Annotated in this window: 23 protein-coding genes; 2 read left to right on the forward strand and 21 right to left on the reverse strand. The window is 42.0% G+C overall.

Features of this window, described 5'->3' with window-relative positions; genetic code table 11:
• Positions 1-84: 84 nt before the first annotated feature.
• From artM to ACLGGR_RS11545, 4 genes are all read right to left on the reverse strand, one after another.
• Entirely contained in the window at positions 85-807 is a 723-nt protein-coding gene (artM, locus tag ACLGGR_RS11530) for an arginine ABC transporter ATP-binding protein ArtM (RefSeq protein ID WP_034280282.1), read from the reverse strand.
• Positions 800-1,456, reverse strand: a complete 657-nt coding sequence (gene artQ, locus ACLGGR_RS11535) for an arginine ABC transporter permease ArtQ (RefSeq protein WP_003215691.1) — start codon at positions 1,454-1,456, stop codon at positions 800-802. The genes artM and artQ overlap by 8 nt, the downstream gene beginning before the upstream one ends.
• A gap of 121 nt (positions 1,457-1,577) precedes the next feature.
• Positions 1,578-2,342 carry a transporter substrate-binding domain-containing protein gene (locus ACLGGR_RS11540; RefSeq protein ID WP_142945960.1) on the reverse strand — a complete coding sequence of 255 codons (765 nt, stop codon included), beginning with the start codon at positions 2,340-2,342 and terminating at the stop codon, positions 1,578-1,580.
• Positions 2,343-2,537: 195 nt separating this feature from the next.
• Positions 2,538-2,975, reverse strand: coding sequence for a BrxA/BrxB family bacilliredoxin (locus ACLGGR_RS11545; RefSeq protein ID WP_251216561.1), 438 nt, complete (start codon positions 2,973-2,975; stop codon positions 2,538-2,540).
• 169 nt (positions 2,976-3,144) lie between these two features.
• On the opposite strand from ACLGGR_RS11545, the gene ACLGGR_RS11550 reads away from it, so the two are divergent.
• Positions 3,145-4,038, forward strand: coding sequence for a YegS/Rv2252/BmrU family lipid kinase (locus tag ACLGGR_RS11550; protein ID WP_410973103.1), 894 nt, complete (start codon positions 3,145-3,147; stop codon positions 4,036-4,038).
• 13 nt (positions 4,039-4,051) lie between these two features.
• On the opposite strand, the gene ACLGGR_RS11555 is transcribed toward ACLGGR_RS11550, so the two are convergent.
• From ACLGGR_RS11555 to ACLGGR_RS11595, 9 genes are all read right to left on the reverse strand, one after another.
• Complete coding sequence (locus ACLGGR_RS11555) at positions 4,052-4,345, reverse strand: YesK family protein (protein ID WP_024428019.1); 294 nt, start codon at positions 4,343-4,345, stop codon at positions 4,052-4,054.
• Positions 4,346-4,410: 65 nt separating this feature from the next.
• Positions 4,411-5,667, reverse strand: a complete 1,257-nt coding sequence (locus ACLGGR_RS11560) for a dihydrolipoamide acetyltransferase family protein (RefSeq protein WP_410973104.1) — start codon at positions 5,665-5,667, stop codon at positions 4,411-4,413.
• Between the two features lie 19 nt (positions 5,668-5,686).
• Positions 5,687-6,670 carry an alpha-ketoacid dehydrogenase subunit beta gene (locus ACLGGR_RS11565; RefSeq protein ID WP_003215848.1) on the reverse strand — a complete coding sequence of 328 codons (984 nt, stop codon included), beginning with the start codon at positions 6,668-6,670 and terminating at the stop codon, positions 5,687-5,689.
• A gap of 12 nt (positions 6,671-6,682) precedes the next feature.
• A complete protein-coding gene (locus tag ACLGGR_RS11570) occupies positions 6,683-7,675 on the reverse strand; it encodes a thiamine pyrophosphate-dependent dehydrogenase E1 component subunit alpha (protein ID WP_039179824.1) in 993 nt (330 codons plus the stop codon).
• Positions 7,676-7,692: 17 nt separating this feature from the next.
• Positions 7,693-9,117, reverse strand: coding sequence for a dihydrolipoyl dehydrogenase (lpdA, locus tag ACLGGR_RS11575; RefSeq protein WP_410973105.1), 1,425 nt, complete (start codon positions 9,115-9,117; stop codon positions 7,693-7,695).
• On the reverse strand, positions 9,107-10,228 hold the full coding sequence (gene buk / locus ACLGGR_RS11580) for a butyrate kinase (RefSeq protein ID WP_075623470.1): 1,122 nt from the start codon (positions 10,226-10,228) through the stop codon (positions 9,107-9,109). The genes lpdA and buk overlap by 11 nt, the downstream gene beginning before the upstream one ends.
• 33 nt (positions 10,229-10,261) lie before the next feature.
• On the reverse strand, positions 10,262-11,356 hold the full coding sequence (bcd, locus tag ACLGGR_RS11585) for a branched-chain amino acid dehydrogenase (protein ID WP_144521062.1): 1,095 nt from the start codon (positions 11,354-11,356) through the stop codon (positions 10,262-10,264).
• A 26-nt stretch (positions 11,357-11,382) separates the two neighbouring features.
• Complete coding sequence (gene yqiS / locus ACLGGR_RS11590) at positions 11,383-12,276, reverse strand: phosphate butyryltransferase (RefSeq protein ID WP_095408969.1); 894 nt, start codon at positions 12,274-12,276, stop codon at positions 11,383-11,385.
• A 123-nt stretch (positions 12,277-12,399) separates the two neighbouring features.
• Positions 12,400-14,472 (reverse strand): sigma 54-interacting transcriptional regulator, encoded by a 2,073-nt coding sequence (locus ACLGGR_RS11595; protein ID WP_410973106.1) that lies wholly within the window; start codon positions 14,470-14,472, stop codon positions 12,400-12,402.
• 149 nt (positions 14,473-14,621) lie between these two features.
• On the opposite strand from ACLGGR_RS11595, the gene ACLGGR_RS11600 reads away from it, so the two are divergent.
• The gene (locus tag ACLGGR_RS11600; RefSeq protein ID WP_252056266.1) at positions 14,622-14,858 is read left to right on the forward strand and encodes a DUF2627 domain-containing protein; all 237 of its coding nucleotides are present in this window, start codon (positions 14,622-14,624) and stop codon (positions 14,856-14,858) included.
• Between the two features lie 36 nt (positions 14,859-14,894).
• On the opposite strand, the gene ACLGGR_RS11605 is transcribed toward ACLGGR_RS11600, so the two are convergent.
• From ACLGGR_RS11605 to dxs, 8 genes are all read right to left on the reverse strand, one after another.
• Positions 14,895-15,632, reverse strand: coding sequence for a glycerophosphodiester phosphodiesterase (locus ACLGGR_RS11605; RefSeq protein ID WP_410973107.1), 738 nt, complete (start codon positions 15,630-15,632; stop codon positions 14,895-14,897).
• Between the two features lie 227 nt (positions 15,633-15,859).
• Positions 15,860-16,960, reverse strand: coding sequence for a response regulator aspartate phosphatase (locus ACLGGR_RS11610; RefSeq protein WP_410973108.1), 1,101 nt, complete (start codon positions 16,958-16,960; stop codon positions 15,860-15,862).
• Positions 16,961-17,415: 455 nt separating this feature from the next.
• Positions 17,416-18,219 carry a sporulation transcription factor Spo0A gene (spo0A, locus tag ACLGGR_RS11615; RefSeq protein ID WP_024422935.1) on the reverse strand — a complete coding sequence of 268 codons (804 nt, stop codon included), beginning with the start codon at positions 18,217-18,219 and terminating at the stop codon, positions 17,416-17,418.
• Between the two features lie 285 nt (positions 18,220-18,504).
• Positions 18,505-19,782, reverse strand: a complete 1,278-nt coding sequence (spoIVB, locus tag ACLGGR_RS11620; protein WP_251216551.1) for a SpoIVB peptidase — start codon at positions 19,780-19,782, stop codon at positions 18,505-18,507.
• A 199-nt stretch (positions 19,783-19,981) separates the two neighbouring features.
• On the reverse strand, positions 19,982-21,715 hold the full coding sequence (gene recN / locus ACLGGR_RS11625; protein WP_251216550.1) for a DNA repair protein RecN: 1,734 nt from the start codon (positions 21,713-21,715) through the stop codon (positions 19,982-19,984).
• Positions 21,716-21,748: 33 nt separating this feature from the next.
• The gene (gene ahrC / locus ACLGGR_RS11630) at positions 21,749-22,198 is read right to left on the reverse strand and encodes a transcriptional regulator AhrC/ArgR (protein ID WP_024422938.1); all 450 of its coding nucleotides are present in this window, start codon (positions 22,196-22,198) and stop codon (positions 21,749-21,751) included.
• A gap of 168 nt (positions 22,199-22,366) precedes the next feature.
• Positions 22,367-23,221, reverse strand: coding sequence for a TlyA family RNA methyltransferase (locus ACLGGR_RS11635; RefSeq protein WP_126681609.1), 855 nt, complete (start codon positions 23,219-23,221; stop codon positions 22,367-22,369).
• The gene (dxs, locus tag ACLGGR_RS11640) at positions 23,218-25,119 is read right to left on the reverse strand and encodes a 1-deoxy-D-xylulose-5-phosphate synthase (protein ID WP_410973109.1); all 1,902 of its coding nucleotides are present in this window, start codon (positions 25,117-25,119) and stop codon (positions 23,218-23,220) included. The genes ACLGGR_RS11635 and dxs overlap by 4 nt, the downstream gene beginning before the upstream one ends.
• Positions 25,120-25,218 lie beyond the last annotated feature (99 nt).

The following is a 25,218-nucleotide window of genomic DNA, read 5'->3' on the forward strand; positions in this document are numbered from 1 at the left end:
CTTTTGTGAAATGATGAACTTTTTTTACTTTCCCCATTATAATCAAAAAAAGAAGGAGATGTTAAGTCTCCTTCTCTTTTTTCTTTATAATATTTTTTGCAAGAAGTCTTGCGCACGCTGTGAAGACGGTGATTCAAAAAATTGTACAGGGTTTGCATCCTCTACTATTTTCCCGTCATCCATAAAGATCACGCGGTCAGCCACTTCTTTTGCAAAGCCCATTTCATGTGTGACGATGACGAGTGTCATTCCAGACTGAGCCAGCTCTTTCATGACCTCTAGTACTTCCTTGACCATTTCTGGATCTAGGGCAGACGTTGGTTCGTCAAACAGCATAATGTCTGGTGTCATCGCAAGCGCACGCGCAATCGCCACACGCTGCTTTTGACCGCCGGACAAACGGTTCGGGAAATCATCTTTTTTCTCTAAAAGCCCTACCTTTTTAAGCAGGTCTTCAGCTTGCTTGATGCTGTCTTCCTTCGATTGATTTTTCACATTCATTGGAGCATACGTGATATTTTCCAGTACAGTTTTATGCGGGAACAGATGGAAATGCTGAAATACCATTCCGATGTTCTCACGCACTTTTAGTGCATTCGTTTTTGGGTTGGTGATTTCGGTGTCCTTAATCGTAATGACACCAGAAGTCGGCTTTTCAAGTAAATTGATGCAGCGAAGGAACGTCGATTTTCCTGAACCAGATGGTCCAATGACCGCAACAACTTCGCCTTCTTTAATGGTGGTGTCGATCCCCTTTAACACTTCGTTTTTACCAAAAGATTTTGTGAGTTTCTCTATTTTAATCATTTGATTTTAACTTCCTTTCCACCGATTTGCCGACAAAGGTGAGAACAAGCACGATGACATAATAGATAAGACCCGCAAAAATAAGCGGTTCAAGATAATTATACGTGACAGCCCCTGCTTGATAGGCTCGTCTCATGACATCGCCCAGTCCGATGACTGTTACAATCGCTGATTCTTTTGTCAGTGTAATCGTTTCATTCACAAGTGCAGGTGAAATATTTTTAAACGCCTGCGGAAGCAATAAGTCCTTCATCATTTTAGCATAAGGGATGCCTAAAGCAACGGCTGCTTCTTTTTGACCTTTATCAATGGCATTAATACCCGCACGAATAATTTCAGATACGTATGCCGCCGAGTTGAGTGAAAATGCCGCTACAGCAGCCCAGTATTGATCTATTTGAAACCCAAGAAGCTGAGGCAGACCAAAATAAATAATAAGCAATTGAAGCACAAGCGGTGTGCCTCGGAAAATTGACGTATAAAAATCTGCAAGCCAAATGAGTGGTTTAAACACACTAATTTTACAAAGCGTTAATAAAATTCCTAAGATAAACCCAAGGAAAAGGGATACCACTACTATAGAAAGCGTGACCTTAAGTCCTTCTAGAATAAAGGGCATCTGAGGTATTACATCTTTAAAATCCAACATGACATTCTCCTTTTATTTGCCTTCAGACGAAATCAAACAATAAAACAGGAAAAAAGTTCAACACAAGTTGAACTTTTCAGCGCTTTCTATTTTCATGAATGACGCTGATCCTTTTCCTGACTTACTTTTCATCAGCAAACCATTTTTTAATTAATTTATCAAGTTCGCCATTATCTTTCATTTCTTTTAATGATTTATTAAATTTCGCTGTTAAGTCGCTATTTTTCTTGAATGCAATGGCTGAACCTTCGTTTGAGCTGTTCAATCCAAACGCTTGGAAATCTTTTTCCTTTTTCAAGTAGCCAGCAGCTACTTTATCTTCAATAATTGCTGCATCAAAACGGCCTGCTTTAATCTCTTGAATGATATCAGAAATTTTATTACGGTCTTCAACTGTTAGGTTATATTTCTTTTGCAGACCATTTGCTTCATCCTGTTGAATAGAACCTAATTGAACGCCGACTGTTTTGTCTTTTAAATCTTTCTCTGCCTTAATACCGCTAGATTTCTTTGATACAATCAAGTTTTCAGCATTGTAATAAACATCAGAGAAATCAACTTGCTTTTTACGTTTTTCTGTAGGTGTCATTCCTGCAAGAACAATATCAGCTTTGTTTGTTTTAAGGGCTGATACAAGGCTTGCAAAGTCCATATCTTGAATTTCTAGCTTGTAGCCGTTCTTTTTCGCTAGTGCAGTTGCAAGATCTACATCAAAACCGACAATTTTATCTCCGTCTTTTGATTCAAACGGCGGATAATCTGCTGATGTCGCCATCACGAGTGTCTTGTCATCTCCTGATGCGTTTGAATTATTAGAAGAAGTTCCGCAAGCTGCGAGTGCAGCTGCAAGACCAGCTGTCATAAGTAATAATAACCACTTTTTCATATGATGATGCCTCCCAGTATTTAAAATCATGTGTCGATCTGAATATTTATTCACTATAATGTATTTTAAACACTTTCTTTTTAAGATGCAATAGTATTTTGCTAAAATTATTTTGATTCTATTGTCTTATAAAACAAAAAGCAGACCGATCTAAAGACCGGACTGCTTTATAATTATTCATTCAAAAGTCATATGTTAGATTTCTTCGCAATGCTCATCAAAAGCGGCTTGTAGTTTTGACACGACTTCCATTGGCTCGTGCCCTTCAATTTCATGACGCTCGACCATTTTAATGATTTTTCCATCTTTTAATAATGCAAAAGATGGTGAAGATGGCGGGAAGCCTTCAAAGTATTCACGGGCTCTTGCCGTTGCCTCTTTGTCCTGTCCAGCAAACACTGTCAGCAATTGATCTGGACGCTTATCGTAATGAACAGAATAGCCGGCAGCTGGTCTTGCAATACCGCCTGCACAGCCGCATACTGAATTCACCATGACAAGTGCCGTCCCTTTTTTAGTCAGTGCTTCGTCTACCTCTTCAGCTGATGTGAGCTCAGTGTAGCCTGCCTGCTTTATTTCATCTCTCGCTTGTTTCACAATATCATTCATAAATAAATTAAAATCAATATTCATGTCCGTCCACTCCTTTTGCGTACCAAAACCATTTTAACTCCATCATATCAAGGAAAACGCCTGCGGGCAAATGTGTTGTCTTTTCTTTCGCCTCTTTTTCCGAACATCGTTTATGAGCTGTCAAATTGGGGAAAAGTGATGATAAAGAGATGAAAGGGAGAACTGCGTGATGGCACAATTCAAAAAAGCGATGCTCATTTATAATGGAAATGCTGGACAAAAAAACATGGAAAAAACACTCGGTCAAACAGTGCCTCTTCTTTCTCTACATATTGATGAACTCATTCTGAAACCAACAAAGCAGCCAAATGATGCTTATGATTTCTGCCGTCATATTGATGAGACGGTGGAATTGCTCATTATATTAGGCGGAGATGGTACCGTGCATGAATGCATGAACGGTATTGGCGGTTTAGAAAAAAGGCCCGCTGTAGCAATATTACCAGGCGGGACATGCAATGATTTTTCTAGAACACTTGGTATTCCTCAACAAATGCAAAAAGCCGCTCAAATGATTGTAGACGGCGTAGAAAAAAAGGTCGACTTAATCAAAGCAGAAGATCGATACGTGTTAAACTTTTGGGGAATTGGGCTGATCGCAGATACGTCCAACAATATTAACGACAAGGAAAAAGCCGTACTCGGCAAAATCAGCTACTTCACAAGTGCCCTGCGCACCTTGCAGCAAACAGATCCTTTTCACGTACGTATTGAGACCGAAGAGGAAAGCTGGGAAGAGGAAGCCGTCATCGTTCTTGTCATGAATGGACATTTTATCGGTACAAATAGAATTGATTTGCCTAGAGCAGCGATTGATGATGGAAAAGCAGAAATCTTAATTTGCAGAAATACGAGCTTCTCTGCTTTAAAAGAAATCTTCTCAATGAACCGGGAAGAGATGGAGGATTTCACAGGCGATCTGTCTCTCATTCAAGCGTCCAGTATTCAAATCCACACTAAAGAGGAAATGGATGCTGATACAGATGGTGAGGTTTATATGACAGCCCCAGGTTCTTTAGAAGTGTTAAAACAGCATTTGACCTTTATTGTTCCAGCAGAATAAAAAATGCCCGATATCATTTTGATTCGGGCGTTTTTTTGATATAGCGTCTGTATAAATATTCAAGTGCATATCCGAGCAGTGTCCCAGCGAGAAGTGATATTCCTAAAAAGCTATTGGCTGCTCCTTTAAACCCACCGACAATCAGCAGACAGTACACGATTTGAATGATTGAAACGATCGATATGATAAGCAGTAATCGTTCAGGATGATTGCGTGATTTAGAAATGTACCGCAGAAAAGCGAAGGCAATCGCTGTGATAAACATGAGACCAATCGTTAGAAAAGCAAAAAAATCTAGTCCAGACATATCATCGCTCCTTTCTCCTAGATGTGGAAATCCCCCTCTCATGCCGGGAGGGGGAAAATATTGTTTTAATAAACAGATGTCTGCTCGTCGATGCCTTCAAGAATTTGTTTAATTCGTTGAAGGAATCTGCCGCATACAAGACCATCTAGTACTCTGTGATCTAATGAGAGACAAAGATTGACCATGTCTCTTGCCGCAATCATTCCGTTTACAATCATTGGACGCTTTACGATCGATTCTACTTGTAAAATCGCCGCTTGCGGATAATTAATGATTCCCATTGATTGTACTGAACCAAATGAACCCGTGTTGTTGACAGTGAAGGTACCGCCTTCCATATCACTTTGCTTGAGCGTTCCTTGTCTCACCTTAGACGCCAGCTCATGAATTTCTTTGGCGATGCCCTTAATGGTCTTTTCATCCGCATCCTTAATGACTGGAACAAAAAGAGCGTCATCTGTCGCGACAGCAATCGAAACATTGATTGCTTTCTTTTGCACAATTTTATCTCCGGCCCACATGCTGTTCATTTCAGGGAATTCCTTTAAGGCTTGAGCCACTGCTTTGACAAAGAACGCAAAGAACGTCAAATTAAAGCCTTCTTTTGCTTTAAACTGATCCTTCAGCTGATTCCTTCTTGTCACTAGATTTGTCACATCGACTTCCATCATCGTCCATGCATGCGGAATTTCATGTTTGCTTCTCAGCATATTGGCCGCAATTGCCTGACGGATCGGCGTGACTGGCACCTCAACATCACCAGGCATGGAAGGGACGGCAGACGCCACTTTTGCTTTAGATGACTGCGCAGGCTCCGGTTGAACGGCACGTTCATTGACAGCTGCTGTCTTCTCTTTGACGCCGCCGTTTTCAATGAGCTGCAGCAAATCTTTTCTAGTAATTCGCCCGCCTGCTCCCGTACCTTGAACAGCCGCTAAATCAATGCCATGCTCATCTGCTAAACGAAGAACGGCTGGAGAGTAACGTTTCTTTTGACTTTGATCCTCATTTGTTTGATCTGCTTCAGGCGCTTCGCTTTGCTCAGGTGCGGCTTCTTCTTTCACGCTCTGCTGCTCGCTTCCTTCTACTTCAATTTCACAGAACACTTCTCCTACTTGCAGCGTTTCGCCTTCCTCAGCCGATAGCTTTGTAATCGTTCCTGTAAAAGATGACGGGACTTCTGCGTTCACTTTATCTGTCATGACTTCCGCAATCGGATCGTATTTATTCACATGATCGCCAGGTGAAACGAGCCATTTACTAATGGTTCCTTCTGTTACACTTTCACCTAGCTGAGGCATTTTCATTTGTTCAATTGCCACTTTGAAACCCTCCTCTTTCTTAAAACGCCGCTAGCTCTCTCATTTCAGCTTCTACCTTATCCGGGTTGACCATGAAGAATTTCTCCATTGTCGGCGCATAAGGCATTGCCGGAATTTCTGGTCCTGCCAGGCGTTTGATTGGTGCGTCTAAATCAAATAAGCAATGCTCCGAAATGATTGCCGCAACCTCACTCATGATGCTGCCTTCTTTTGTATCTTCCGTTAACAGAAGCACTTTACCTGTTTTAGAAGCCGCTTCTATAATCGCTTCCTGATCAAGCGGGTACACTGTTCTCAAATCGAGAATATGAGCGGAAATGCCGTCTTTTGCAAGGCGGTCTGCTGCTTGCAGCGCAAAATGGACACAAAGGCCATATGTAATGACCGTAATATCATCGCCTTCACGTTTCACATCTGCTTTTCCAATCGGAAGAGTGTAATCCTCTTCAGGCACTTCTCCTTTAATAAGACGGTATGCACGTTTATGTTCAAAGAACAATACGGGATCTGGATCACGCACTGCAGCCTTTAGAAGACCTTTGACATCATAAGGTGTAGAAGGCATCACAATCTTCAAACCAGGCTGGTTAGCAAAAATGGCTTCAACCGATTGTGAATGATAAAGTGCTCCGTGTACGCCGCCCCCGTAAGGTGCGCGGATGACCATTGGACAGCTCCAATCATTATTTGATCGGTATCTAATTTTTGCAGCCTCTGAAATGATCTGGTTGATTGCAGGCATAATGAAATCCGCGAATTGCATTTCTGCAATTGGGCGCATTCCATACATCGCTGCCCCAATACCTACACCAGCAATGGCTGATTCTGCAAGAGGTGTATCCATGACGCGCGCTTCTCCAAATTGCTCGTAAAGACCCGCTGTCGCTTTAAATACGCCGCCTTTTTTCCCGACATCCTCTCCGAGCACAAACACTTTCGGATCTCGCTCCATTTCTTCTTTCATCGCCAGTGTAATGGCGTCTATATATGACATAACAGGCATTTTTCTTCCCCCTTACTCCGCATACACGTAACGAAGTGCGCTTTCTGCCTCAGCATAAGCTGCGTTTTCCGCTTCATCAGTAGCTTCGTTTACGATTTGCATGATTTCTTTTGTCATCTCTTCTTTCATTTCAGAAGTCATGACGTTTCCTTCGATTAAATACGTTTCATATTGGATGAGCGGATCTTTCTTTCTTGCTTCGAGCACTTCTTCTTTTTCTCGATAGCTTGAATCATCGTCATCGCTTGAGTGCGCAGTTAAACGGTAAGAGATTGTTTCAATCAATGTCGGGCCTTCGCCTCTAGCCGCACGGTCTCTCGCTTCTTTGACAGCGGCATATACTTCAAGCGGATCATTTCCATCTACGGTGACGCCAGGCATACCATACCCAATCGCACGATCTGAAATGCGTTCACAGGCCACTTGTTTATCATATGGCACGGAAATCGCGTACTTATTGTTTTCACACATGAAAATAACAGGCAGTTTATGAACAGCAGCGAAGTTAGCGCCTTCGTGAAAATCTCCTTGGTTTGATGAGCCTTCACCGAACGTGACAAAGCTGACAAAGTTTTTCTGCTCTAATCGTCCAGCAAGGGCAATCCCCACCGCGTGAGGAACCTGCGTTGTGACAGGCGATGATCCGGTCACAATTCGATTTGCTTTTTGTCCAAAATGCCCCGGCATTTGTCTTCCGCCTGAGTTTGGATCGTCTTGTTTTGCGAAACCAGACATCATTAAATCTTTTGCTGTCATCCCAAAAGCAAGGACAACCCCCATATCACGATAGTAAGGTAAGACGTAATCTTCTTCTCTATTAAGAGCAAATGCAGCGCCGACTTGCTGCGCTTCCTGTCCTTGACAAGAAATGACGAATGGAATTTTCCCCGAACGGTTTAAAAGCCACATCCGTTCATCGATTTTTCTCGCTAGAAGCATTGTTCTATATATATCAATTGCTTGTTCATCTGATAATCCTAATTCCTGATGACGCATGTTACTCATCATGTTTCCCTCCTTGATTAAAAATGGATCGCCTTCCCGTCAACAGCAAGAGCTGCCTCACCAATCGCCTCTGATAAGGTCGGATGCGGGTGTATCGTCTGCCCCACTTCCCACGGGGTTGCATCAAGTACTTTGGCTAATCCAGCTTCAGATATCATATCTGTTACATGAGGACCAATCATATGAATTCCTAAAATATCATCTGTCTTTTGATCGGCAATGATTTTGACGAATCCATCAGACTCCCCGTACACAAGCGCTTTTCCAATCGCCATAAATGGAAATTTCCCTATTTTGACTTCAAAGCCCTGCTCTTTTGCCGCCTGTTCAGTGAGTCCAACACTAGCGGTTTCTGGGTGAGAGTAAACACATTTAGATACGAGCGTTTCATCGAGCGGCTTTGGATCTTTCCCAGCCATATGTTCTACAGCAATCATCCCTTCGTGTGAAGCGACATGTGCCAGCTGAAGCCCGCCAATGACATCTCCTATTGCGTAAATATGCGATTCTTTCGTTTGATAATGTTCATTCACGACAATGCCTTGTTTTTCGGTTTGGATGTCCGTGTTTTCAAGACCTATGCCTTCGATATTAGGTACTCTGCCGACTGAAAGAAGGAGTTTTTCCGCTTCAAACGTCTGAATGTCTCCATCCTTTTCCGCTTGAATTTTCACGAGATTTTCCTGCTTTTCTACGCTATCTGGCAGTACCTTCGCATTTGTCACAAAAGTGATGCCTTTTTTAGATAACAGTTTTTCCATTTCTTTAGAAATGTCATGATCCTCTGTTGGCAAAATGCGATCTGCAAACTCAATCACAGTGACGTTCACACCAAAATCATTGAGCATAGACGCCCACTCGATTCCGATCACTCCGCCTCCGACAATCAGGATCGACTGCGGAAGCTCTGGCAGTTCAAGTGCATCATCTGATGTAAGGATGTGTGTACCATCTGCTTCAAGCCCTGGCAGCACACGCGGTCTTGACCCTGTCGCAATGATGACCTGCTTTGGAATCAGCATTTCATTTTCCTCTCCATTTGCCATTTCTACGGAGATGGTTCCTGGCATTGGCGAAAAGATAGATGGGCCAAGAATACGGCCGATCCCTTCATATACATCAATTTTTCCTTGTTTCATTAAATGTTTGACGCCGCCTGCTAGTTTTTCGACGATCTCTGTTTTTCTTTTCTGCACATTGGCAAATTGCAAGGCAATGCCGTCTGCCTCAACACCAAAATCAGCTGCGCGTTTGACGGTTTGATAAACTTCTGCACTTCTGAGCAGCGCTTTAGACGGAATGCAGCCTTTATGTAGACATGTTCCGCCGAGCTTTGATTTTTCTACAACTGCTGTTTTCAATCCAAGCTGTGAGGCACGGATGGCAGCTACATAGCCGCCTGTGCCTCCACCAAGAATGACGAGGTCATATTCAGTTGCCATGACTTGTCACACCTTTCTCGATCCGTTGATCATTTGGGTATTCTTTCGGTGCTTCTTCTTCTTTTAAAATACGAAGCGCACCTTCTGCTAACGATTGCAGCTCATTTTCACCTGGATACACGACAACATCAGAAATCCAGTCAATATAGCCGCGAATACTTGAAGTAATCTGTTTGCTATATGCAAGGCCGCCTGTTAATACAATGACGTCAACTGCTCCTTTTAAGACAGCACTCGCTGCACCGATTTCCTTGGCAATTTGATAGCACATCGCTTCATAAATAAGCGCAGCCCGCTGATCACCTGCTTCAATCATACGTTCCACTTTCACAGCGTCTGTCGTGCCAAGATAGCCCGCAAGCCCGCCTTCACCAATAATGCGTTTGAGCATTTCCTCTTGGGTATACTCACCTGAAAAACAAAGATTTACAAGATCACCTGTTGGCAGAGTTCCCGCACGCTCGGGGCTGAAAGGACCTTCGCCGTGCAGACCGTTATTGACATCGATGACTTTTCCTTTTTCATGAACACCAATGGTGATACCGCCGCCCATATGAGTAATAATCATGTTCAAATCTTCGTAACTTTTTCCAAAAGAAGCCGCTGTTTTTCTTGCGACCGCTTTTTGATTTAATGCATGAAAGATGCTTTTTCTTTCGATCGTTGGCAGCCCTGAAATACGAGCAATTGGTTTTAGTTCATCCACTACAACTGGATCGACAATAAAAGCTGGGATATTCAGGCCAAGTGCAATTTCTCTCGCGATGATTCCGCCGAGATTGGATGCGTGCTGGCCGGCATATCCTTCTTTTAGGTCTTCCACCATTTGCTCATTGACTTCATATGTGCCTCCTTCAATCGGGCGAAGGAGCCCGCCGCGCGCGCAAACTGCATCAAACTTTGAGATGTTCATTCCCTGTTCATGCAGTGTTTTCAATATGGTTTCTTTACGGAATGAAAATTGATCAATAATATGAGGAAACTGCTTTAATTCCTCATCTGTATGTCTTAGTGTCGTTTCAAAAATAGAACGTTCATTGTGAAACACACCGATTTTTGTTGAAGTAGAGCCAGGATTAATCGTGAGAATACGCCATTCTTTTGTCAGCAAAAACAAAACCTCCGTTTCAACTCATTCTTCAAATTAGCGACGACTTAAAATATGTTGACCATTTTGCAAGAATTGACTTCTTGATTTGCGCATTCTTTCAATTCGCTCTTCAGCCAATCGGTCTGCCGCTTTATAAGTTGGAATGGCATCACGGTTTGAAATTTCAATCACACGTTCAATATTTTGATAAATGCCTTCGACTTTTTTCATCGCACGATCTGCATTATAGCCATAAAGCTCATCAGCAACGTTAATCACACCGCCTGCATTGATCACATAATCAGGAGCATATACAATCCCCATTTCATGGATAAGGTCTCCGTGATGCGTTTCTCTTAGCTGGTTATTTGCAGCACCTGCAATCACTTTTGCTTTTAACTTAGGAATGGTTACATCGTTAATCGTTGCACCAAGTGCGCACGGTGCATAAATATCACATGTTTGATCGTAAATATCGTCAGGGTCGACTGCTTTTGCGCCGAAGTCTTCAACAGCTCGCTTGACAGAGTCTTTGTTGATATCTGTGACAATGAGCTGTGCGCCTTCTTCATGCAGATGTTTACACAGGTTGTAAGCGACATTTCCAACACCTTGGACGGCAATTGTTTTTCCTTCTAATGAATCGGTTCCAAATGCAGCTTTGGCAGCGGCTTTCATCCCTTTATATACACCGTAAGCAGTGACTGGAGACGGATTTCCGGATGAACCAAATGCAGGAGAGATTCCTGTGACAAAATCTGTTTCTTCATGAATGAGATCCATATCTTCTACCGTTGTACCGACATCTTCCGCTGTAATATAGCGGCCATTCAGCCCTTGAATGTAACGTCCAAATGCACGGAACATTTCTTCATTTTTGTCTTTTCTCGGGTCGCCGATGATGACCGTTTTTCCGCCGCCAAGATTAAGTCCTGCTGCCGCGTTTTTATAAGTCATTCCTCTTGCTAGACGCAGTGCATCTTCAATGGCTGCTTCTTCGTTTTCATACGTCCACATTCTCGTTCCGCCTAGTGCTGGCCCAAGTGTTGTATCATGAATCGCAATAATGGCTTTTAAGCCAGACTGCTCATCCTGACAAAATACAAGCTGTTCATAATCGTATCGTTCCATATATTTAAAAAGTTCCATCGTGTTATTCCTCCTATTACTTCCGCTTAATTTGATGTACAGATGGCAAGCGCAATTGAATAAAGCTTACTTTCGGCTGAATCAGACCGGCTTGTTAAAGCAATCGGCGCCTTCGCTCCTGCCACCACAGCTCCCACCTTTGCATGTGCAAAGTAGATGAGCGATTTATAAAGAATGTTTCCTGCCTCAATTGTTGGCACAAGCAAAATATCTGCATGGCCGGCTACATCACTCGTAATATTTTTATGAGAAGCTGCCGTTTGAGAAATAGCATTATCTAAAGCAAGAGGCCCATCAATCAGGCATCCAGAAATTTGCCCCCGCCGATTCATTTGCGCAAGACTTGCCGCAGTCAAAGTTGAATCCATTGCCGGATTCACGACCTCGACCGCAGACAATACTGCAACCTTCGGCATGTCATTTCCGACAGCTTGTGCTACTTGAACAGAATTGATCGTAATCTCTTTCAGCATATTTAAATCGGGCGCGATGTTCATCGCAGAATCCGTGACATAAATAAAGCGGTCAAAGCCCGGCACTTCGAATGCCGCGACATGTGATAGGACACTTGCCGTCCTGAGCCCATATTCTTTATTCAGTACCGCTTTTAAAAGAACGGCTGTCGGGACATGCCCCTTCATCAAAATATCTGCATGCTTCTCGCTCACTGCCTGCACGGCAATTTTGGCCGATTCTTCGGGAGAATCTGAATGTATAATATCAATCCAGTCCTCATTGATTTCATGCTGCTTCACTAGCTCCTTCAGGTTGCGTTTGTTCCCAACCAGGAGAAAGCGAGCGACCTTTCGTTCAATTGCCATCTTGATGGCATGAAGCACTTCTTCATCTTCTGCATGAGCCACAGCCGCCGTTTTATTCTGCAGCTGGGCGGCTTTCATAATCAGATCGTCAAGCTTCATATATGCCCACCTTTCCTTGTGCTCGGTTCATGTTTTATATGCAAGTTCCGTGCCAGTTTGAAATACAGTGAAATGAGGCAGTTTGCATGACATCCGCGCAATAATTTGCAGGTTAAATGCATTTTATTGCATGCTATCTTTTGCAAGTTGATATTTATCCATTTTATAGTAAAGGTTCCGAATACTGATCCCTAACGTTTTCGCTGTTTTCGTGCGATTGAATTGGTGCTTTTCAAGGGTTTGTTTAATGAGCTGCGCTTCAAATGCCTCAACAGCATCCGATAGCGTCTCTCCCTCAAATTGACTGACAGCCAGTTCCTGCTGCTCTTTTTCTTCCGGATCTTCTGACTCCATGAACGAAATATGCCCCTCATCAATCCATTCTTCTTGCGGGTTCAAAAAGATCATAGCTCGTCCAAGTACATTTTCAAGCTCTCTTACGTTTCCAGGCCACTTATATGATCGCAGTCTTTTGAGAGCCTGTTCCGTTAAGCCGCTTACGTTCCGTCCATAGTCTAAATTGATCTTTTGGATGAGACGTTTGCTTAACGAATCAATATCCTCAAGACGCTGCCTTAGCGGCGGGATGGAGATCGGATATCTGTTCATCCGATAATATAAGTCCTCTCTGAACTTTCCTTCCGCCATCGCTTTTTCAATATTGACATTCGTTGCCGTGATGACACGAACATCGACCGGTATAGCCTTTGTTCCGCCTACTCTTACAATTTCTTTCTCCTGCATGACGCGCAGCAGCTTCGCCTGTGTACTTGGCGTCATTTCACCAATTTCATCTAAAAAAATGCTGCCTTGGTTTGCCTCTTCAAACAGCCCTTTTTTCCCGCCGCGCCTTGCACCAGAAAACGCTCCTTCTTCATAGCCAAAAAGCTCTGACTCTAAAAGGGTCTCTGATAAGGCCGCACAGTTGACCCGTACAAAGCGATTATATTTCCGGTCACTTTCATTGTGGATGGCGTGCGCAAACAGCTCTTTTCCAGTACCTGATTCACCCCGGAGTAATATCGTGGCTGGTGTTTTCGCACCTAGCTTTGCCTGCTCAAGCGCCACAAGCATTTGCTCACTTTCTCCAATGATGTCTTCAAAAGTGTACTTCGCTTCAAGTGTGCGGATGAGCTGTCTTGCTTTATTTAATTCATTCGTGAGTGATTGAATTTCTGATACGTCATGAATAACGCCGACACTGCCTTTTAAGATGCCATCAACGATGACTGGTGCTACGTTGACGATCACATCCTTTTTATTCGGCCCGACTTTCATTCTGACGCCTCGAACTGGTCTTCTTGTTTCAAGTACCTTCAGATGCATGCTTTCTCCTTCAGAAATATCTGCACCTGCTGGTTTCCCCACAACTTCTTTATCTGATAATCCAGTCATTTTCGTATAAGCTCGGTTGATTAAGATCCCTTTTCCCTGCTCATCAACAACTGATATGGCTTCATCCGACGATTGAATGATCGCCTCCAGCATCGTTCGCACTTCTTTAAGGTTGGTCACTTCCTCCGCAAGCTCAACGGCATCTGTAATATCTTTAAAGATGGATAAAGCGCCTAGCATTCTCCCCGCGTCATCAATAATTGGCAAACGCGTTGTGACAATTTGTATTTGCTGATTCAGAAATTGCTTTTGATTAAATTCTGGCTCTCTCGATCTTAATATGCCTGGAAGCTTTGTGTTTGGGATTACTTCTCGTATGTGGCGGCCAATCGCATTTTTTTGCGAACATCCAACCATTTTGGCCGCTGATCGATTAAACAGGACGACTTCTTCATCCATGTTTATAAAAATCATCCCGTCGTTCGTTGCATTAAAAATGCGGTCATGCTTATAGGTTTGTTCCTTTAATATTTGAATCAGCTGCTGTTTTTCTGACATTAATTCTGAGATCACGTAAGCCATCGAACTTGGAACAATGACAGCATGCTCTGGCTTTTCTTCCATCAGTTCTTTCAGCACTGCTGAACTGCCTGTTGTTTCAATGATGATATCAATGTCATCTTTTATGTATTCTTTCCAATCCGTTGTCGTATCAATTCCATTCTTTTTCGCTTCTGCCATCCCCGGTGCCTCAAGATCAAGGTCGGCGATCGCAATGATTTGAATCGTATTTGTTTTCAGCAATGTTTCAAGCAATGCTGATCCACCCTGTCCTGCACCGACAATCAAGACTCTCTGCATCCCGTTACCCCTTTATATGAAAAAATTTGCACACCATATTTTTCCGTTGCAAAAAATTGCACAACTCTTATATTACCACGTTTTCCTTTCTTGACAAAATATTTTTTGAATTAGACAATGGAAGTAAATTACGTTTAAGGGGACATTTGATGGGGAGAATACTTGCACTAGTGATTATTTTAATACCTGGCGCGCTTGCAGCACTTGGGATTAAGCTGCTGCGTGATACTGTTTTCGGCATCATCATTGAGCCATTTCCATTTTTATGGCTGCAAGGAATTGCAGGGTTGGTATTTTTAGGGGTGGGACTTTATGTAGTGGCTGGCTTTATTTTATATAGAGACCGTAAACGAAATAAAGTGACTACTCGCTTTAAGCAGAGATAAAACATGAAAAAAAGACCCGCTGATGATAGCAGGTCTTTATTTCATTTCTTCTCTTATTTTCACGGCTCGATCAGGAAAATCAGTGAAAATGCCATCGACTCCTAAGGAAAACATGTTTTTCATTTGCTTTTCACTATTTACTGTAAACGGTCTGATCACTTGCTGAGATGCATGGAGAGCTGACAAAACCTCTTTGGTCACACCTGCACCTTTGATATTCGGATGGTAGCCTCTTGCTGGTACTGTTTTTATATACATCTCCGGCTGATGAATCACATCCATTGTGAGTACAGCTAGTTCAACATGCGGCATCAGTTTGTGAAAAAGAGCTAAACTGCCGTGATGAAACGATGAAACAAGTACACGGTCTTCTATTTGAAAATGCTCGATTTGCTTTTTTACTTTCTCCTCGATACCTGGATATCGATAAATAGAGTTTTTCAGTTCAATATTAATGATCAATGATGATTGCTGCGTCACTAGCTCTAATACTTCCTCTAAAAGCGGAATGGTTACAACACCGGTTTCTTCATAGAAAGAATGACTCGCATCTCCTACTTTTAATTCTTCATATGTATGGTCTTTCACTAAACCTTTCATATTCGTGGTTCTGTTCAGTTTCTCATCGTGAATGACAGCAAGTCTGCCGTCTTTCGTCAGCTGAACATCCAGCTCAATTCCGTCTGCTCCCGAATGGAGTGCATGCTCGAAGGCTATCATGGTGTTTTCAGGATAGATGCCTTTAAAGCCTCTGTGTGCAAAAATTTTCGTCATAGGTCACCTCTAAATATGATGCTTCCTTTCATTATGACTTGTCTTTTTTCGTTTTTCCAGTTTTGAGCACATAAAAAAACCTCTTCTGATTCGTACGAAGAGGTTGACAGATAAATTCGATCACGTAATCGCTCTGATGGCTTGCTCTGTCGTCTCTGCGTCAAGAGCAAAAAGGGAAGAAACAACTGCGACTGCTGTAACAACGGTTACACCTAACAACAACTTTTTCATAAAATAACCTCCACTTTCTTTTGAAGTATTTGTGCATCGAATTTCTTTTCAAGAAAACGAATGGCATTTTGATAATCATTTCGTTCCTTGAAGTATTTCGATATTTGTTCAGACAAATCCTCAAGCTCCACATATAATCTATTTTTTTCTATGTAGTCTAATTTTTCAGAGAATATGTCTGCTGCCCCACTATTCTCGCACATCAAATCCAAAATTTCAAATTTTACTATATATTCATTATTTTGGATATCACAACTATACAGAATACCCTCTTTAATATATTCCCTCGCCTCTTGATCTCCTAGATGCACTAAGGCGTTTGCCAGAACATATAAAGATTGGATGTAATAATGACTATTGTCACGGTGAATTTGAATGCCCATTCCTTTTTTTGCATAATGTGCGCTTTTTTCATAATCATGCTTTGCATAATAAAGAACAGCTAAATTGTGATAGCATTTCCCAATCAGCACTTCATTGTTAATGCGCTCACTTTTCTCAAGAGCTTCTTTATACTTTTTCTCCGCTTCATCGAATTGGAACAAATCAATACAATTACTTGCATGTAAAATCAAGCTGTCAATCGCCTGCGCTGTGTACTCTTCATGCGCTTTGAATGTATCAATGGCTTTTTTAATATGATTAATGGATATGAAATTTTGTTTCAGTTCGTAATAGATCGAAGCAACCTTATGGTGAAACGTTCCTACTTCAAGGTCTTCATTCACACGTTTTAGCCGCTGTTCTGCAATTTTGTAAAAACTAATGGCTTCATCATACTTTTTCACATATGCAGCATATTGGCCTTTGTAAAAGTAAAAATAAAAATTAATAATGTCATCTGCCTTCTCATCGAGCGTTCCGACACTTTTCATAATTTGATTGGCTTTTTCAATATTTCCAAGTAACATTTCATGTCTGCCGTCAACAAGCTGATAATAAAGGAGAACTTCACGGTCTTCATCTGTATTTTTTAGCAAATTCTGAATTTTCTCTTTATAGACAGCAGATTTTTCTAGGTCATTCTGAGAAATGACCCTCGTCCACTTGCTAATTTCGTTCGCTACCTCAGCAGAGTGGATTTTCAGCTTTCCCATAACCTCACCCTCTTCTTTTCATTATTATAGCATAGTAAAAGAATGTGAAAATTATTAAATTCGACAATGGGAATATTCAGTTCAAATGGCACAATCTCTAAGAAGCCAGTGACTTTAAAACGCCAATCAATCAGGTCGATAGAAATAGAACTTTCGATCTCGTTTGCTTTAATTACCAAATCCATAAGACCTTTTACTCTCATCCTTTTTCTTACGAATGAGCGTTTCTTCTTCTATTTTGTAAACTTAACGATTGATTGGCGCAGCTGATTACCACTACTTTATGTCATTTTTATTTTATTCATGCTTTATTTTTCATTTTATTCTGAAAATAAAGCTGCCCGTTTGTCCAATTTAAACATTAAGATGATTTTATCAACCCAACCAATTTTTGACAACATCTTTCAAAATAAAAAAACGTCTCAATGAAGAAACGTTTTTTCATGAAAAATATACTAGCTTGCTCTATGCTCTAAACGCAGACGATCAGCTACCATGGCAATAAATTCTGAATTCGTTGGTTTCGCTTTTGACATGCTGACAGTATAACCAAAGAGTGAGGAAATGGAATCAATGTTCCCTCTGCTCCAAGCCACTTCAATGGCATGACGAATCGCTCGTTCTACCCTGCTGGCAGTCGTGTTAAATTTCTTCGCAATGTCTGGGTACAACACTTTAGTGATGCTTCCGAGAAGCTCAATATCATTGTACACCATAGAAATCGCTTCTCTTAAGTATAAATAGCCTTTAATATGAGCGGGCACGCCAATCTCATGAATGATGGTCGTAATGCTCGCATCTAAGTTTTTACGTTTCGGTTCAGGTTTGTTACGAAGAACACTGTTTTGGATAGATGAAGAGCGATGGGTGACTTGTGTGCCGTTTCCACTGACTTGACGAATATGACCTACTAGGTTTTCCATATCAAATGGCTTTAAAATGAAATAGGATGCGCCCAAATCAACTGCTTTTTTCGTGACATCTTCTTGTCCAAATGCCGTTAGCATAATCACACTTGGCTGTTTCGTCATTTCATTGTTTTCACGGAGGCGTTCTAGTACAGCAAGACCGTCTAAATGAGGCATGATAATATCTAAGAGGAGAACGTCGGGCTCTTTATCTTTAAATAATGTCAGGCATTCCTGACCATTATACGCCACGCCAAGTACTTCCATATCTTCCTGTCCCTCAATGTACTCTGTCAAAAGGCCAACAAGCTCTCGATTGTCATCAGCTACACACACTTTAATTTTCTCCACGTTCTTTCCTCCCCAATGTCGATTCCTTTAGTCTTTTGCATTTCTCTTCTGAGTGTTCAATTCGACAAAACCATGCTATCCCCTTTAAAAAACTTTAATTTTCCGAATAATAGAGCATTATCTAGCTTTTTCTACGTTTTTCTTAACGAATCGACGATTATTGCAATTTGACAACATGCTTTTTTTCATTTTGTCGAAAAATCTCTTTTTCCTTATTTTATAACATGATGAAAGAGAAAGAAAGGGTAGAAAAAAACTGCCGGAAGATTCGCGGCAGTTTGATGATCAGCTTGCTTTTTTGTTTTTTTGATAAAGGTCGATTCCTGCTTCTGACAGCATCCATTCAATGTGTACACCGTACCCGCTAGTCGGATCATTGACGAATACGTGTGTGACTGCTCCAATGACTTTGCCATTTTGAATGATGGGGCTTCCGCTCATTCCTTGGACGATTCCGCCCGTTTTGCTTAAAAGACGCTCATCCGTTACCTTTAATACCATTCCTTTAGTTGCTGGGAATTTCTGCGGTGTTGTACTGACGATTTTAATATCAAACTTCTCCACTTTATCATGATCCACAACCGTTAAAATTTCTGCTGGGCCTTCTTTTACTTCATTTGATAAAGCGACTGGAAGTGGTTTATCAGCTATATGATTTTCAAGTTTTTCGGTTAACGTACCAAAGATACCAAAAGGGCTGTTGCGGGAGATATCTCCTATTGTTTTTCTTTCGGAAGAGAATCTCGCCAATTTTTCTCCAGGATTGCCTCCTGTGCCTTTTTCAATCGATGTCACGGTTGATCTGACAATTTCACCATTGTCGACAACAATTGGTTTTTTTGTATCCATGTCAGAAATCACATGCCCAAGGGCACCATATTTTTTAGTCGAAGGTTCAAAAAAGGTCATCGTGCCGATTCCTGCTGCGGAATCACGAATGTAAAGACCTATTCGATAGATGCCTTCACTTGCATCTTTTGCGGGTGTTAATGTTGTTTGAAAGGTTTTATGATCTCTCTTTATGAGCAAACGAAGCGTTTCACCCGTTTTCCCTGCTTTCTGAATAAATGGGGTGAGGTCATTCATTTTCTCCATTTTTTGACCATTGATTTCAATGATCATATCCCCTGATTGAATGCCTGCGGCTTCACCTGGTGATTTTTTGCCGTCTGCTGTTGTGATTTGATGAAAACCTACAACGAGAACTCCTACAGAGTGGAGTTTGACGCCAATGGATTGTCCTCCAGGAATGACTTTTAATTCAGGGAGAACGTCAACTTTTGTTTTCTTAATAGGAAATCCTTTAAAATCATAAACAATTTCAGCTTTTCCCGCCTTTTGTCCTGTAATATCCAGCTGATTCTTTTTCTCTGAAAGGCTAAAGGCTGGCGAAGAAGCATTGGCTGACGCTTCAATCGATGTGTCAATTGAGTGCTTCTGTTTTTCAAATACAGCAACATTTGTTGGGATGCTGATGTACTCCTTCACTATGCTCATAAACCCTGTACTTATTAAAGAAACAAGGAGAATCACACCAATGGCTTTTCTCATCTTTTCGGGCATTCATTTTTCACTCTCCTCGCTCCTTACCCACACCAGAACACTCATGTTTTGGCTACATCTTTACTTTTGCCTTCTTCGAGAGGATTTATAACCGGCAGCTTTAGAAAATGATTGGATAAATTGATAAAAGAAAAAGACGATTTTATGGGTATATACGCGGGCTTTTAGACAACATAAAAAAAGGCAGCTGATGATTCAGCTACCCTGTTGTTTTGACATCATTTGCTTGGTGCAATAGTTCTTTTGCGTGTTGTTTTGTCAGCTCAGTCACTTCCACACCGGCAATCATCCGGCCAATTTCACTCACTTTTTCTTCATGACTTAATGGTTTGACACTCGTCAGTGTTCTGCCCGCTTTCGAGCGTTTCGAAATGAAAAGATGTGTGTCGGCCATTGCGGCTACTTGAGGCAGATGTGTAATGCAGAGCACTTGTGACCCCGACGCTACTTTGTAAATTTTTTCGGCAATGGCTTGTGCGACTCTGCCGCTGACGCCTGTATCAACTTCATCAAAAATAATGGATGTGACGTCTTGTTTGGCTGAGAAAATACTCTTCACAGCGAGCATGACACGTGAGATTTCTCCGCCAGAGGCTACTTTCGATAAAGATTTCATCGGTTCGCCTGTATTTGTAGAAATGACAAATTGTGCTTGGTCGATTCCATTTTTCCCGAGCTGGACAGGTTTTCCGTCTAATAGCGGACAATCTGTGCTGCCAAAAGGTGCATATCGAACAGAAAAAGCTGTGTCAAATGCGGACTTCTCCATATACAAATCCTTGAGCTCCGTTTGAATTTGCTTGGCTAGTTTTTTGGCCCATTTTTTACGCAGCTCCGAAACGTTAAGTGCTTCGAGCAGGGCATCACGGCTCATCGCATCCAGTTTATTCTTGAGCGTCTGCAGGTGGCTGTCTCGATTTTGGATTTGATCTATTTCTTCTTCAATCTTCGCCGCATACTCCAAAATTTCCTCAACGGTTGTGCCGTATTTTCGTTTTAACTGCTTCATTTCATTCAGCCTGGATTCAATAAAATCAAGACGAGCCGGATCGAATTCTAATTGATCCAGCATGCTTCTCATTTGGAAGGTTGAATCCTCTAATAAGTAGTAGGAATTCGACACTTGTTCAGATAGCTTCTTCAAATCATCGTTGATCTCAGACACCTGCTCAAGCTCGCTTGAGGACATGCCCACCCAATCTAGTCCTCCTTGCTCATTACGCAAGGCGTTATACGCATTTTGAAGTGAGGAATAGATTTTTTCGTAGTTGCTGATTTGATGACGCTCTTCCTGAAGCCTCTCATCTTCGCCCGGCTCTAATTGCGCCGCCTCAATCTCCTCTAGCTGAAATTGCAGTAAATCTAACCGGTGCACCATTTCCTGCTCGTTCTCAGACAGCTGTCTGAGCTTTTGAGACGTCTTCATATATTGATCATATGCTTCTTGATACTGCAAGAGAGCCGGTGCAATTTCTTCTGCCCCAAATTGATCAAGCAAATGCAGATGATTTTCATCTTCCATGAGCAGCTGGTTATCGTGCTGACCATGTATATCAAGCAAAAGCCGTCCTACTTCACGTAAAATTGAGATGGTGACAAGCTTTCCATTAATGCGGCAAATGCTTTTCCCGCTGTTGTTAATATCACGGCGGAGGATCATCATTTCATCTGATGCGTCAATTCCTTGCTCTTCGCAAAGAGCAAATACAGGATGATCGGCTGGTACAAGAAAAAGCCCTTCCAGCTCTGCCTTTTTTTCACCATAGCGGACAAATTCAGAAGAACCTCTTCCTCCCACGAGAAGTGAGACAGCGTCAATCATGATGGATTTTCCGGCACCTGTTTCCCCTGTTAGGACCGTGAGTCCTTTTTCAAATGAAACCGTTAACTCTTCAATGATTGCAAAGTTTTTAATGGTTAGTTCTGCTAACACTCATTTGACACCTCTTTTAGTAAACCTGATTCTTTATAGAAGCTCTAAAATTTTGCTCGAAACTGTCTCTGTATCATCTGGGGTGCGGCAAATGATTAAAATGGTATCATCCCCGCAAATCGTTCCCATAATTTCTTCCCAATCTAAATTATCCATTAAAGCACCAATCGCCTGAGCATTACCCGGCATTGTTTTAAGAACAATCAAATGACTGGCAGCATCCATTTTAATAAATGCATCCATTAGGGATCGCTTCAGCTTTGACAGCGGGTTAAACCGCTGATCCGCAGGAAGACTGTATTTATATGTCCCATTGTTCGTCGGAACTTTCACTAAATGTAATTCTTTAATATCTCTAGAAACGGTCGCTTGTGTGATGTTATATCCATCGGCTTTCAAAATATCGACCAATTCATCCTGTGTTTCGATTTCTTGGCTTGCAATGATTTCTCTAATTTTAATATGCCTTTGACCTTTATTCATAAATTAGACCCCCCTAGGCGTTTCATTCTCAGTTTGTCTTCTTTACGTTCTATGTTATATGATGCATAGTTCAAAAAACAAGCATTACGTGAGATACAGCCGATTCTCGTCTTTTGACCATGTAAAAAGGAATAATAGCGAGCTATTATTCCTTTTGTTTCAATGATTTCATGTGTCAGCCGGCTCAGGGCTGTTTTTCTTTTCTTTCAATACGGAGTGGGCTTCCTTGACGACCTTCTCAAGTTCTGAAGCAGGAAGTGCCGCATTTTCTTCTTGATCAGGATGAAGCACTAAATGAAGCAGAAATTCAATATTTCCGTCTCCACCAGTAATAGGTGAAAATGATACATCCTTTACATCATAGCCTTCTTTTGCAGCAAATTGATTCATCTCTTCTAGTACACCAAGATGGACAGACGGCTCGCGCACGATTCCTTTTTTTCCAACAAGCTCTCTGCCTGCTTCAAATTGAGGCTTGACGAGTGCAATACAGTCACCACCTGGAACAAGAATATGCTTTAAAGCCGGAAGAATGAGTTTAAGTGAAATAAAAGATACATCAATTGATGCCACTTCTGGCAATCCTTCAGTAAAATCAGCTGGGACGGAATGGCGGAAATTGGTGCGCTCCATGACGATGACCCTGTCATCCTGCCTTAATTTCCACGCAAGCTGATTGTAGCCAACGTCTACAGCATATGATTTGACCGCTCCATTTTGAAGAGCACAATCTGTAAATCCGCCTGTTGAAGAGCCAATATCAATCAGCAATTTCCCTTCAACTGTCAGGTCAAATTCTTTGAGCGCTTTTTCGAGCTTTAACCCGCCGCGGCTTACGTATTTGAGAGGATTCCCTTTCACTGTGAGCGGTGTATCACGAGCAATTTTCTCTCCTGGTTTATCCAAACGGTTTTCATTTGAGTAAACGATCCCTGCCATGATGGCACGCTTTGCTTTCTCTCTTGTTTCCATTAGTCCTTGTTCGACTAATAAAACGTCAAGTCGTTCTTTCTTCGATGTCATGATCCAATTCCTTTTCTTGGTGCTGCAGGAAGCAGGTCACGTAAAGTCTCAGCAACCTTTGCTTTCGTCAGACCAATTTCTTCAAGCAGAGCATCAACACTTCCATGCTCAATAAATTCATCTGGGATACCCATGCGTTCTACTTTGATATGTGATGCTTTTTTGTCGTGTAGATATTCTAATACGCTGCTGCCAAACCCGCCTTGGAGCACAGCTTCTTCAATCGTTAAAATTGGAATCCCTTCAGAAAGAATATCATTTAGCATCGCTTCATCAAGCGGCTTAATAAACCGCGCGTTGACGACACGAATAGATTTCCCTTCTTTTTGAAGTTCCTCAGCTGCTTGCAGCGCCATTTTAATCGTCGTACCGAATGTTAAGATCACGGCATCCTTCCCTGGACGAAGAACCTCCCAAGACCCAATCGGAATGGTTTTGAGCTGTTCATCCATTTTCACGCCCAACCCATTTCCGCGCGGGAAGCGCATGGCAATAGGACCGTCATCATACTGAATGGCTGTATTGACCATGTGCTGGCCTTCATTTTCATCCTTCGGCATCATGAGCACCATATTCGGCATATGACGCATGAAGGCAATATCAAACACACCTTGATGTGTTTCTCCATCAGCACCGACAAGACCCGCACGGTCAATCCCGATAAATACATTGAGGTTCTGTCGGCAAATATCATGCAGCACTTGATCATAAGCTCTTTGCAGGAATGTTGAATAAATCGCTAAAAATGGCTTCATATCCTGCGTTGCAAGGCCAGCTGCCATTGTTGCTGCATGCTGCTCAGCAATCCCTACATCAAACATCCGCTCTGGAAATTCCTTTGCAAAACCTTCAAGTTTTGAGCCAACAGGCATCGCAGGCGTGATGGCAACAATCCGCTCATCTTTCCGTGCCAGCTTTCTGACTGTTTCACTGACAAGACCACTCCATGACGGTGCAGCAGCTGCTGGTTTTACAAAATCACCTGTATCAATTTTGTATGGACCTGTGCCGTGCCAAGTCCCAATTTTATCGGATTCTGCCGGCTGATAGCCTTTTCCTTTTTTCGTGATGACATGCAGCAGGACAGGACCTTTTGTTTTCTTTGCATATTCAAGGTTTTCAAAAAGATCTTCATAAGAATGTCCATCGACAGGACCTAAGTAAGTGAATCCCATTTCCTCAAAGAACATACCAGACACAAGTAAATACTTGAGGCTGTCTTTAATACGCTCTGCTGTGGCAGCAAGCTTTCCGCCTACAGCTGGGATTCGCTTGAATAAATATTCGAGCTCGTCTTTTACCCATTGGTATTTGCCTGCTGTGCGCAGTCTACCAAGCATTGTGTGAATCGCACCGACGTTTGGAGCAATGCTCATTTCATTATCGTTTAAGATGACGATCATGTCTTTCTTTTCATCACCGATATGATTCAAGGCTTCCAGCGCCATACCTCCGGTTAATGCACCATCTCCGATAATCGGCAGGATATATTCATCTGTCCCTTTAATATCCCGCGCCGCCGCCATACCCATCGCGCCAGATAATGAGGTTGAGCTGTGGCCCGTTTCCCAAACATCATGCTCACTTTCATTTCGTTTAGGAAAACCGCAAAGTCCTTTATATTGACGAAGTGTATCAAACTCCGCTCCTCTTCCAGTTAACAGCTTGTGAACGTAAGACTGATGTCCAACATCCCAAAGGAATTTGTCTTTCGGGCTGTCAAATACTTTATGGAGGGCAACTGTGAGTTCCACGACACCCAGGTTCGGACCGATATGCCCGCCAGAGTTAGCTAAGGACTCAATTAAAAACATGCGAATGTCAGCACTAAGCTCCTCTAATTCTGCATTTGACATTCCTTTTAGAAACGTTGGATTTTTTATTGATAAAAGATCCAATCAGGATCAACTCGCTTTCAACAAAATTTCTATCTACATATATAATGCCTTATTCCTAGGAAAACCAAGCAGGAATAAGAGTTGTCTCATCATGTTAAA

Origin of the sequence: Bacillus sp. BD48 (assembly GCF_046566805.1) — a bacterium.
Lineage (GTDB): Bacteria > Bacillota > Bacilli > Bacillales > Bacillaceae > Bacillus > Bacillus safensis.